Genomic DNA, 12,338 nt, shown 5'->3' on the forward strand with positions numbered 1-12,338 from the left:
CTTTATCTACTAACCCGTATTTCGCATCCCTGTGGCAATGCCCGCCATAGTCACCATTAACAGCTGCTCATAAACGGGGTGTTCAGGGTTTGCCCTTAGTCGTTTAAGCGCTTCGATTTGCATAACATGCAGCGGTAACAAGTATGGCTGACGCAGTTCAAAAGAGCTTAAGTTCCACGGATCTCGTTCCATCGACTGCTCTTGCCCTAATACACTCAGTACAGTTGCTTCATCGGACTTAAGTTGAGCACGCAGTTCTTCACCTAAGGACTTTAATTCTTCATCAACGAGTGCCTCATCATAAAGTGACGCGACTAAAGGTTCTGACTTTAAATACACCATTTCAGTCAATGAAATCCGCGAATTGAAGTAAGGCCAATTTGCGAGCATATCTTGCATCAAATCATTGCTATCAGCATTTTCAGCAAGCGCCTGACCTAGGCCTAACCAGCTCGGCACTACCATACGGTTCTGACTCCAAGCAAAAATCCAAGGAATAGCACGCAGCGACTCAATTCCACCGTCGGCCCGGCGTTTACTTGGACGAGAGCCAAGTGGCAAAGATGAGAGTTCTTGCTCAGGCGTGGCTTGACGGAAATAACGAACAAAGTCTTCTTTGTCTTGCACATAGCTTCGATATTGCGAACAGCTTTGCTCCGCCATTTTGTCCATTAGTTCTCGCCATTCTGTTTTTGGTGCAGGCGGTGGCGTCACCAAAGACTCTAAAATGGCTGACGCATATAAATGTAAACTGCGAACAGCAAGGTTAGGTAAACCAAACTTATAGCGAATAGTCTCACCTTGCTCAGTCACACGCAGACCACCTGCCAAGGTGCCTGGTGGCTGAGACGCAATAGCCGCATTTGCTGGACCGCCCCCGCGACCTATTGTACCGCCACGACCGTGGAATAATTTAAGTTCCACTTCTCGTTCATTAAACACCTCGACAAGCGCTTCTTGCGCCGAGTATTGGCCCCATGTTGCCGCTAATACCCCTGCATCTTTTGCTGAATCACTGTAGCCAATCATGACGTAGTGTTTCTGCTCACAGCGCTCGGCATAATCTTGAATATCAAGTAAGTTTGCCATTACTTTAGGTGCGTTATTCAAATCATCAAGTGTTTCGAACAACGGTGCCACAGGCATGTTCCAACTAACACCTGCGGCTTTTTGTAATAAGGCAACAAGAAGAACATCGCTTACTTCACTGGCCATAGAGATAATATAAATCCCCAGTAATTCTTTTGGCTGACGTGCAATCATTGCGTATGTATCTAGCACTTCTTGAACGTCTGCTGAGAATGCCACTTTGGGTATTAACGGTCGATTGTTGTTTAACTCTGCAAGCAGGAACTCACAACGCTCAGCTTCAGTCCATGCCTCATAGTCACCCAAACCTAATGCTTTGGTGATCTCTGCAATCGCTTGATTGTGGCGCTCGCTATGCTGACGAATATCCAACTTGACCATGGAGATGCCGAAGCAATGCACTTTACGAATAAGATCTAATAAACCAGAATTCGCAATACGAGCTAGGCCATTAGCAAGCAAACTTTCTCTACAACGATAAAGAGGCGTTAGTAAGTCTTGCTTTGACTCAATAGCGCCCAGTGTTTGCCCGTTATTTAAAAGCTCCACGGTTGTTTCTAGCGTTTTAACCACCTGCTTAAGTTGATGACGATAAGGCCCGATATTATCAACATCTTCAGCGACTAATGATTCGTCCGCATTGTTCATTGAAAGCTCTAAATAAAGCTCTTTAAAATCTTGCAAATATAACTCTGCGGCACGAAGGCGAGCATTAAGTATCGCCTGTTCACTGAGTTTTGCAGTCACGAATGGGTTACCGTCGCGATCACCTGCCATCCAGCTCGCCATCGTAATGGGAGCATAATCTAGGGCGACCGACTCCCCTGTAATTTCCTGAGCGACTTCATCGAGTTCACGAATAAATTTAGGCACCGCCGTCCACAAGCTGTCTGCAATAACATCAAGCCCCCAGCGAGATTCATCCAGCGGCGTGGGTCGCTCATTGCGAATTTCGTTGGTAAACCACGCTTGTTCAATCAGCTCTGCAATACGTGATGTATCGTCTGGGTTATTTTCTAGCTCTAACGCAATCTGATGGTACTTATGAATAAATGTACGTCTGTTCACTTCTGTAGGATGCGCAGTAAGCACTAACTCAACGTGCAGTTTTTTTAGCGCTTTGGCAAAAGCTTTTGGGTCTATCTCGCCTAACTTTTGTTGAAGCGTTTCGAGCGGATGCGCCAAATCTAGCTCTGCTAACCCTTGTTCACTCACTGTATACTGTTGTTCAGCAATATTTGCTAAGTTCAAAAATTGACTGAACGCTCGGGCATACACCAACATGTCTTGTTCGTTTGCGCTTTTGAACAGCGATTGCAGCTCTTCTAATGCCACTTTGTCTTCACCAATCACATCGCGACTTAAGTGGCGCACTTTTTCAATTTTGTCGACCCACTCATCACCTTTTTCGACAGCGATGGTTTCGCCTAATAGCTGACCTAAGACACGAACATTCTGGCGAATCGTTTCTAACATGTCGGCTCCTTATTTTATTTGCAGTATGTTGACTAAATTTTGTTAACAACAGACTAGACTTGCAAAACCATTAACTCCAATATATATAAACTAAATATTATATTTATTTTTATCTATATATGTTCCAAGCAAATCGAACGCCGACTATTAGACAATTACAATTGTTTTCTGCGCTTGTAGAGACACAAAGCGTTTCTAGAACAGCAGAACGTTTGCACATAGCGCAACCTTCGGTATCGATTCAATTAAAGAAGCTTTCTGCACTATTAGACGTTGAGCTGTATAGTCAGCAAGGAAAGCAAATAGTCATTACAGAAGCTGGCTTTGCTGTCTATAAAGCCGCCCAACAAGTGGCGAGTAATTTTGAAAACTTAGCGATAGAGCTAAACGCATTCAATGGTCTACAAGCCGGTACGTTAAGGCTTTGTATTGTCGCGACAGCACAAAACTTTATGCCAAAGATACTCGGCCCATTTTGTCGTAAGTACCCGAATATTGACGTTGAATTAACGATTAGAAATCGTAAAATTGTGATTGAACGCGCGATGCAAAATCAAGATGATTTTTACGTATTAAGTCACTGTCCTGACGAATTACCTCTGAATAAAATGCCCTTTTTGGATAACGATCTTGTCGTGATTGCTCCAGAACGTCACGAGTTAACTCGCAAACCAGAGATAAGCCTCAACCGCGTTCAACATTATCCCTTCATTTTAAGAGAGAAAGGCTCTGGCACGCGCAGCACGATTGATAGATTTTGCCAGCAACATAACATTAAATTACGTGAGCGGATGATGGTTGAAAGCAATGACGCAATAAAGCATATGGTGGCAGAAGGGCTAGGCCTTGCTATATTGAGTCGCCACTCTGTAGACAATCATCCCGTCAGCGGCATCGTTAAACTAGACGTTGAGCACTTTCCAATTACTAGCGACTGGTACTTAGTGAACAGTAAGCAAAGAAAACTCTCTTTACTGGCAAGAACATTTCAAGAGTATTTAGAAAAAGAAGCAAAGTGATAGAAATTGACTGTACGTCGCTTAAAGAGCTAAGAAAAAAGGCGCCTAAGCGCCTTTTTTCTTCCCTGCAACCTGCGGTTACGGACGGTATACATGCACGTTAGCAAAGCCACTGTCATGTAAATAAAGTGCTTGTAACTTGCTCATTACTCCTCGGTCACAATAAAGCAAGTACTCCTTACTTTGATCAAGATCACCAAACTGTGTACCTAACTTGAAGAACGGCATGTGAATAACTTCTATACCGTCTATTTCCAGCGGATTTTCGTCTTCCTCTTCAGGGCTGCGAATATCAACAACGACGGTATTTTCACCAATTTCAGCAAGCTCTTGAACCGCTTGAACTTCCTCTTCGGTCTCTTGACCGATATCGCGGATGTCATAAACCTTGGCATTTTCAACGACCTGATCAATGAGAGAAAAATCGAATTTTTCTTCTTCTTCCTCTATTTTCGACAGCACAGCTTTTACCGTCGGGTTCTTCGAAATAACCCCACAATATTCGGGAATTGTCTTAGCAAACTCTTCGGTACCTATCTCACGGGCGATGTCGATGATATCTTGCTTGTCGTAAGCCGCAAGTGGACGCAATATCAATGTATTTGTTACGCGATCTATTACGTTAAGATTTGTCAATGTTTGGCTTGATACTTGGCCTAGCGCTTCGCCTGTCACCAACGCCTGAATCCCTAATTTCTCAGCCACTTTTTCACCGGCGCGCATCATCATACGTTTTAAAATAACGCCCATCTGGCCGTTATCAATTTTCTCTAGAATTTCAGTAACGACAGGGTCAAAATCCACAGAAATAAACTTAACACGGTGCGATGCACCATACTTATTCCATAAAAAGTGGCTGACTTGTTTAACGCCTACTTCATGGGCACTACCACCCAAATTGAAGAAACAGTAGTGAGTACGAGATCCTTTCTTGATCATTTGATAGCTTGAAACACCTGAATCAAAGCCACCAGACATTAATGAAAGCACATCTTCTTGGGTCGCGATTGGGAAGCCGTTTAGACCTTTATGCTGCTCTGTCACAATAAAGAGTTTATCTTTATTGATTTCAAGCTTGATGGTGACATCTGGTTTTTTCAGTTTTACACGTGCCGACTCAACCGCTTGGTTTAGTCCACCGCCAATGTATTGTTCAGCTTGAATAGAGTTAAACTCATGATCGCCATTGCGCTTAACACGCACAACAAACGTTTTGTTTTCAATGGTGTCTTTATGAATAGCTAATGTTTTCTCAAAAATATCATGCAGGTCAGTAAACTCTGTTTGCTGCACTTCAAGAAAACTCTGAATACCAGGAATACACTTGAGCGTTTCTATTAACGCTAGGCGATTTTCTTCCGTATTATTTTTGGTATTAATTTCAATGCTGTCCCAGTTCGCTTGCGTGGTCACTAACTCATCGACACGACGCAGCACATTTTTAATATTAGAGTCTAATATCTTGGTAAAACGTTTGCGTACGGGACGACTTTTAATCGCGATTTCCGCTTGTAACTTAACAATAAATTTCATCAATACCACCGGCCGAAAATAAAGTGGCGCGAATTATACACGAATTAACCATAGATCACGAAAAACAAAAAGAGCGACTTATAGTCACTCTTTTCACATTAAAACAAGATTATTTACCGTCACTATGGTGTTTGAGGTGCGCCTTCACTTAACGAAATAGGATCGGTGACCTTTGCCTTACCTTGATTGATTGATATCTCAACTCGTCGGTTGCGGCGTCGGTTTAGCGCATTTGTGTTTGGAACAAGTGGTCGCGTATCCGCATGACCTACAACTAATAAACGTGTAGGGTCGAAACCTGGCACTTTCACAAGCTCGTGGGCGATGGCTACAGCACGCTGGCTTGAAAGATCCCAATTTGAGCGGAATAACTCTGAATCAATACCTTGATTATCAGTGTTACCAGAGACCATAACCTCACCAGGCACGGTATTTAACAACTCACCAATTTCTTGAATAATCGGCTTGAATTTGGGTTGCAAGAACGCAGAACCAGAAGGGAATGACCCATTTTCACGTATGCGAATCGTGATTTGCTGACCCAGCGCTTCCAATTCAATAGCACCGTCTTGAATTTGTTTTTCCATTTGCTCAGCAATTTTCTTAACAAGCTCATTTACTTGCTCTTGCTGCGCTTGCTCCATCTGTTCCTGCGCTTGCTCGATTTGCTGCTGCGACATTTGGCTGTCGGTGCTTTGTGATTGGCCACCGCGCTCTGTACCACGTTGCTCTTGTCGACCACCCGCCGAGGTTTCGTCACCGGCTTGGAACTCAAGCATTTGCTGCGTCATCTCTATCGTTTGCTGCTGGATAACTTCAATCGGCGTCGGCTCAGGTTTACCCGGACGGAACTCTTGAGCAATGATACTCGTACCTTTGGGGATATCTTTTACTTCGATCTTATTTTGAACACCGAATGCGAACTTCATTGAACCCGCAATTTGCTTGAACTTAAGCACGTCCATTTCAGAGAAAGACAGCAGCAGTACAAAGAAACACATTAACAGCGACATTAGGTCGGCAAATGTCCCCATCCACGGCGGTAAGCCAGGTGGTGGACATTTACACTCAGGAGGTGGTGCCATTTGCGTTACCTCTACTCTTCCGTCGTATTAATGTTTCGTTTGCTCTCGGCCAAATAGTTCTTCAACAGGCCTTCGATAACACGCGGATTTTGTCCATCTTGAATGCCTAATACCGCATCCAAAATCAATTCTTGGTTTAGCTTTTCTTCGGCCATGCGAAGCTTTAATTTATTGGCAATTGGAATAGCGATTACGTTCGCGAGGAATGCACCATACAATGTCGTGAGTAGTGCAACGGCCATCGCAGGCCCGATAGCTTTAGGGTCATCCATGTTTGACAACATGGCAACTAGACCAATCAAAGTACCGATCATCCCCATCGCTGGGGCAACTTCTGCAAGCGCTCCTAAAATGCCCACACCGGTTTCATGGCGTTCGGTTGTTAAGGCAATATCTTTTTGCAGGGTACCTCGAACCACATCAGCATCATGGCCATCCACAAGCATATCTACGCCCTTTTGCATAAAGGCGTTTGAAATTTCAGCTTCTTCGAGAGCTAGAAAGCCACCTTTTCGAGCAGCATCTGCCATTTCAACAGATTTTTCGATTAACTCATCTGGCTTTTCAATTTTGAACATGAATGCCTTGCCAATGATTTTACCGATACCGAAAAACTGCCCCATATTGTAATTGGCAAGTACAACGAATAATGAACCACAAAATACGATTAGAATAGATTGTGTATCAACGAACATGGAAATATCGCCACCTAATATCATTGCCATGACAATGAAACCTATAGCGCCTAATATCCCAAGTAGCGTAGCTAAATCCACAAATGCCTCCCAAACTCACGCCTAATACGACTGCGACAATATCAATAATACATTACGAATACATGATTCGCGAATAGTTATATCTGATATTATCGGTTGTCTGCTCAATAACTTAACTAATTTTTGCAGGTTTTCTAAAAATCTGTTTCATTGACCAATTGGCCTTGCTCATGTACCTTTGCGGCTAATTCTCCGCCTCCGCGCGAACGCGCCAGAAAAGCATGGCTAAAAAGAAACTAGAAAACTTACATTTTGAAGAAGCGTTAAGCGAGCTAGATACCATAGTTCAACAACTGGAACAGGGTGATTTAAGCCTTGAAGAGTCAATGGCTATTTTCGAACGCGGCTTAAAGTTGAGCCAAGTCAGCCAACAAAAACTACAAGACGCCGAACAAAAAATTAAAATACTAATGAATGAAAACGGCCAGCAAACTTTAGCTGACTTTGACAATACAGAGAGCTAATACGTGTCTCAATTAGCCCAATTGACAGAACTTCAAGAGCGCGTAAATAAGCTACTTGAAGCCAAGTTAAATGCATTACCAGTTAACGATGAAAAATTGCTTGAAGCAATGCGCTATGGTTTGCTCATTGGTGGCAAACGTATGCGCCCATACCTTGCTTACATCACTGGACAAGCGTTACATGCAGAAATGTCAGATATTGATGCCGTCGCTTGTGCCCTCGAATGCATTCATGCGTACTCGCTACTCCATGACGACTTACCAGCTATGGACGACGACGACTTACGACGTGGACAACCAACATGCCACAAAGCATTTGATGAAGCGACGGCGATATTAGCCGGAGATAGCTTGCAAACACTTGCTTTCGATATACTTGCACATCACCCACTATCTGCATTTGCAGAAAGTAAACGTATCAAGCTTATTCAGCACTTGGTTAACGCTTCTGGATACCAAGGCATGTGTGGCGGACAAGCACTAGATCTCAGTGCAACAGGAAAGTCGGTCGATTTAGAGACGCTTAAACAGCTTCACAAATTAAAGACCGGCGCATTGTTAGGCGCATCCGTTGCTATGGCAGCTGAATGTGCGCCAAATGCAGATGAAACTCAAAAACGAGCGCTTTCAGAATTTGCCGAATTGGTCGGCTTAGCCTATCAAGTACAAGACGATATTATTGATATTACGTCGTCAGAAGAAGAGCTAGGTAAGCCTAAGGGTTCTGATCTAGAACACAACAAATCAACGTATCCAGCACTATTAGGGTTGCAAGGTGCACAGCAAAAAGCGGAAGACTTATATCAAGAATCACTTCAAGCTTTGGCGCGTTTGCCCTACAATACGCAGAATTTGGCTGAATTCGCCACGTTTATCGTGCGCCGTACGCATTAATATAATCAATATACTATGACTATTAACCTTGCTGACTATCCTTTGTTGTCCACTGTAAATACGCCTGATGACTTGCGCTTAATGCAGCAAGATCAGCTTTCACAGGTCAGCGAAGAGTTACGCAGCTACTTATTAAACTCGGTAAGTAAAAGTAGCGGACACTTTGCGTCTGGCTTAGGCACTATTGAATTAACAGTAGCCTTACACTACGTATACAACACCCCTTTTGACCATCTCATATGGGATGTTGGCCACCAAGCTTACCCACATAAAATTCTGACTGGCCGACGCGACCAGTTGCATACTATTCGCCAGAAAGACGGTTTACACCCGTTCCCTTGGCGTGAAGAAAGTGAATATGACGTATTAAGTGTGGGTCATTCAAGCACCTCTATTTCAGCAGCTCTTGGTTTAGCCGTTGCAGCAGAAAAAGAAGACAAAGACCGAAAAGTGGTTGCTGTTATAGGTGACGGTGCTATGACCGCAGGTATGGCGTTCGAAGCGCTTAACCATGCAGGTGACATACATAAAGACATGCTTGTCATCCTCAATGACAATGAAATGTCGATTTCCGAGAATGTTGGTGCGTTGAATAATCACTTTGCTAAGCTTTTATCCGGTAGCTTTTATACGGGCATTCGTGAAGGCGGCAAGCGCCTACTTGGAAACATTCCGCCAATTAAAGAATTAGCGAGCCGTGCAGAAGAACACATCAAAGGAATGGTAGTTCCGAGCACCTTCTTTGAAGAGCTTGGCTTTAACTATATTGGCCCAATTGATGGCCATGACGTTAATGGCCTAGTAGATACCATTCGAAATATGCGCAGCCTTAAAGGGCCTCAGATTCTGCATATTGCCACGAAAAAAGGTAAAGGCTATCACCAAGCAGAGCAAGATCCGATTAAGTACCATGCGGTGCCTAAATTCAATCCAGAAGAAACCAACTTACCGAAGAGCAAACCAAGCTTACCGACGTATTCACAGATTTTCGGCAACTGGTTGTGTCAAATGGCTGAGCGTGACCCTAAATTAATGGCCATCACGCCAGCTATGCGTGAAGGCTCAGGTATGGTTGAGTTTAGCCAGCGTTTTCCTGAGCAATACTCTGATGTAGCAATTGCTGAGCAACATGCGGTGACATATGGTGCGGGTTTGGCAATTGGCGGCCATAATGCTGTTGTGGCAATCTACTCAAGCTTCTTGCAGCGTGGCTATGACCAGCTGATTCATGATGTTGCGATTCAAAATCTACCGGTCATGTTCGCCATTGACCGAGCAGGTATCGTCGGCGCAGATGGTCCAACGCATCAAGGTGCCTTTGATTTGAGCTTTATGCGCTGCATACCAAACATGGTTATCATGACGCCTTCGGATGAACGAGAATGCCAACTAATGCTGACTACTGGCCACTTACATAATGGTCCAGCTGCGGTACGCTACCCTCGTGGCAGTGGAACTGGTGCAGAGCTTCCAACTATGGATGAGACGATTCCAATGGGCAAAGGTGTGGTAAAACGCAATGGTCAAAAAATTGCTATCCTAAATTTTGGCACCATGCTTGGAGAAGCGGAGCAAGCATCAAACGCTTTAGATGCCACGCTAGCTGATATGCGTTTTGTTAAACCGCTAGATGAAGCATTGATTGAAGAAATGGTAGCCAATCACGATGTGGTAGTGACAGTTGAAGACAATGCAATTGCGGGCGGTGCAGGCTCCGCCGTAAATGAATACATTTTGTCTCAAGGGTTACAAGCAAAAGTACTCAACATTGGTTTACCAGACGTATTCATCAAGCACGGCACCCAGCAAGAAATTCATCAAGAGCTGGGTTTAGACTGCGAAGGCATTGTTGAAAAGATTAACCAATTTATGAGCTAGTCAGCCACCTCTATTATAAGCAATAAAAAAGCGAGCAGATGCTCGCTTTTTTATTGCCTAGAGTAGTATTGATAACCTCTGTGCTAATTAACTCACCTTAAACGCATCTACCGCTTTCTCTAACTGTTTAGAAAGCGCCGCGACCTCTTGGCTGTAGGTTAATGTGCCACTCGACTTTTCGCTACTATCACGACTAATTTCAGAGACTTGCGCAATACCGGAATTAATATCGGTACTCAACCTATTTTGCTCAGTTGCAGAGGTGGAGATTTCCTCACTCATATCGTGCATTTGCTCAATAGCGGTATTGATAGTAACAAGTGTTTCAAGTAATAAGGATGTGTCTTCTTGGCAATGTTTGGCGCCATTCTTCCCTTGCTCTATTTCAGAGACCACTTGTGTTGTTTGACGTTGCAGAGACTCAATCATAGCATTGATTTCAGCGGTCGATTCTTGAGTGCGACTAGCCAACATTCGTACTTCATCAGCAACAACCGAGAAACCTCGACCAGCCTCACCAGCCCTCGCCGCCTCAATGGCAGCATTCAATGCTAACAAGTTAGTCTGGTCGGCAATACTTTGAATCGTCTCTAATATTGAGCTTATGTTTGTTGCTTCTTGATTCAGCACTGAAATCAAGCCTGCGGTGTCATCAAGCATAGTGCTTAACTCATTAATCTTACCCGCCGTACTATTCGCTCGTGCTTTTAAGTCGTTGCTATGAGCCAATGCTTGCGTCATTTGCTTTTCAGCGTCCGTAGACTTCGCCAAAACATCATCGGCGTTCTGATTCAATATGCCGGTTATTTGTGCCATTTCGGCTACGGTACTTTGCTGAGTATTTAATGCATCAGAAACCATTTGCAGCTCCTCTTCTGAGCGCGTTGCCGCATGGTTTAATGCATGTGAATTCTGACTGATTTCATCAATCAAGCTTTTAAGATGAGAAACCACCGAGTTGACGTTTGCAGCTAGTTCACCGTACTCATCTTGGCTATCTATGGTAAGTTGTTTGGATAAATCACCTTTTGCAATATAAGAGAGAGCTTGGTTAATACGAGTAAGTGGCGTCATCATGGCTCGAATGGTTAAAAACGCAATACCTATGCTGACAGCTATCATGACAACTAAAATAACAGAGGTCAGTGTTTGACCATTATTGACGTTATCAAAAACGGCTGTTTGCAACGACGTTAAGTTTTTGTCTACTTCCGAAAGCAAGCCATCAATGCCATCTAGGGCAACATTAATTTGAACTTCAGACTGCTCGGTTAACTCAGCAACCTTAGCTGCATGTTCGAGCTGATTTACTTTTACATCGAATAAAGAGTTTTCACCAATAAGCAGCACTTTAGACTTATCAAATTCTTCAACGAACATGTCGATCAGCCCGTCAGTGTCATAACTTTCACCCAACACTTTCAGGTAGTCTGTCAATTGCTCGATTGTGCGCACCGATTGCTCAATGGCGGTACGATTATCAATAACCTCTTGTATGTCTCCCAGCGCAATAATGCCTTTGCTCGCATCAGTGACGTTAATCAAATATCCTTCAATTTGCCCTGCAGAGCCGGCAATACGATCAATTGTGGCTTGCTCATCAGGATCGTCGAGATAGGTTAAATCAACCAATAATGCGCCAGCTTCATCTAAATGCAGATTTAGCTGCTCCTCAAACTCTAGCAGTCTGCCACGTTCAATGATAACTCGCTCTCTATGACTAAAGGTTTGTTCAACCAAACTCGTAAAGCCTTGATAGTCTTTTTCAAAAGCACTCAGACGTTTTTTCATTGATGTGGTTAATGGAAGAGAGGAAAGGGCTTTTTGCACCGAACCCAATTGCTGCCCTTCCTGTGCAAACGTTTCCTTAAGTTGTTGCAATTGCTCAAGCGATTTCACACTTTCAATTTGTGACGCCTGTTTAGCTTGTTTAAGCAAGCTAATCTGTATATTACTGCTTTGTTTTTGAATGGGGAGTGCAAGGTTATCAACTTGCTCGGTTGCGTTTTCGATATCTGCGAGAATGCCAATTGAGCTGACACTTGTGACAATCAACAGAAGGAGAATTATCGCGAAGCCTAGCATGATTTTTTGAGCAACTTTCAAATTCATTCGGCACCTACT

Annotated in this window: 9 protein-coding genes; 4 read left to right on the forward strand and 5 right to left on the reverse strand. The window is 43.7% G+C overall.

Annotated features, from left to right (window positions below):
- Positions 1 to 9 precede the first annotated feature (9 nt).
- Positions 10 to 2,565 (reverse strand): phosphoenolpyruvate carboxylase, encoded by a 2,556-nt coding sequence (ppc, locus tag ACFSJY_RS00365; protein WP_386029955.1) that lies wholly within the window; start codon positions 2,563 to 2,565, stop codon positions 10 to 12.
- A 119-nt stretch (positions 2,566 to 2,684) separates the two neighbouring features.
- On the opposite strand from ppc, the gene ACFSJY_RS00370 reads away from it, so the two are divergent.
- A complete protein-coding gene (locus ACFSJY_RS00370) occupies positions 2,685 to 3,584 on the forward strand; it encodes a LysR family transcriptional regulator (protein ID WP_386029957.1) in 900 nt (299 codons plus the stop codon).
- A gap of 78 nt (positions 3,585 to 3,662) precedes the next feature.
- Here ACFSJY_RS00370 and thiI read toward each other — a convergent pair whose 3' ends face one another.
- The 3 genes from thiI to pomA form a co-directional block, all read right to left on the reverse strand.
- On the reverse strand, positions 3,663 to 5,117 hold the full coding sequence (thiI, locus tag ACFSJY_RS00375; RefSeq protein ID WP_386029959.1) for a tRNA uracil 4-sulfurtransferase ThiI: 1,455 nt from the start codon (positions 5,115 to 5,117) through the stop codon (positions 3,663 to 3,665).
- Between the two features lie 122 nt (positions 5,118 to 5,239).
- Complete coding sequence (locus ACFSJY_RS00380) at positions 5,240 to 6,202, reverse strand: flagellar motor protein MotB (protein ID WP_386029961.1); 963 nt, start codon at positions 6,200 to 6,202, stop codon at positions 5,240 to 5,242.
- Positions 6,203 to 6,213: 11 nt separating this feature from the next.
- Positions 6,214 to 6,978 carry a flagellar motor protein PomA gene (gene pomA, locus ACFSJY_RS00385; protein ID WP_386029963.1) on the reverse strand — a complete coding sequence of 255 codons (765 nt, stop codon included), beginning with the start codon at positions 6,976 to 6,978 and terminating at the stop codon, positions 6,214 to 6,216.
- A gap of 221 nt (positions 6,979 to 7,199) precedes the next feature.
- On the opposite strand from pomA, the gene xseB reads away from it, so the two are divergent.
- The 3 genes from xseB to dxs are packed head-to-tail and all read left to right on the forward strand — an operon-like array spanning position 7,200 to position 10,214.
- Entirely contained in the window at positions 7,200 to 7,442 is a 243-nt protein-coding gene (gene xseB, locus ACFSJY_RS00390; RefSeq protein WP_386029965.1) for an exodeoxyribonuclease VII small subunit, read from the forward strand.
- Positions 7,443 to 7,445: 3 nt separating this feature from the next.
- Positions 7,446 to 8,336, forward strand: a complete 891-nt coding sequence (gene ispA, locus ACFSJY_RS00395; RefSeq protein WP_386029967.1) for a (2E,6E)-farnesyl diphosphate synthase — start codon at positions 7,446 to 7,448, stop codon at positions 8,334 to 8,336.
- A gap of 15 nt (positions 8,337 to 8,351) precedes the next feature.
- Entirely contained in the window at positions 8,352 to 10,214 is a 1,863-nt protein-coding gene (gene dxs, locus ACFSJY_RS00400; RefSeq protein ID WP_386029969.1) for a 1-deoxy-D-xylulose-5-phosphate synthase, read from the forward strand.
- A gap of 87 nt (positions 10,215 to 10,301) precedes the next feature.
- Here the strand turns inward: dxs and ACFSJY_RS00405 are convergent, their stop codons facing one another.
- Complete coding sequence (locus tag ACFSJY_RS00405; RefSeq protein ID WP_386029971.1) at positions 10,302 to 12,326, reverse strand: methyl-accepting chemotaxis protein; 2,025 nt, start codon at positions 12,324 to 12,326, stop codon at positions 10,302 to 10,304.
- Positions 12,327 to 12,338: the final 12 nt, after the last annotated feature.

It is taken from the genome of Thalassotalea euphylliae (genome assembly GCF_042682785.1).
In the GTDB taxonomy this organism is placed as follows: Bacteria; Pseudomonadota; Gammaproteobacteria; order Enterobacterales; family Alteromonadaceae; genus Thalassotalea_F; species Thalassotalea_F euphylliae.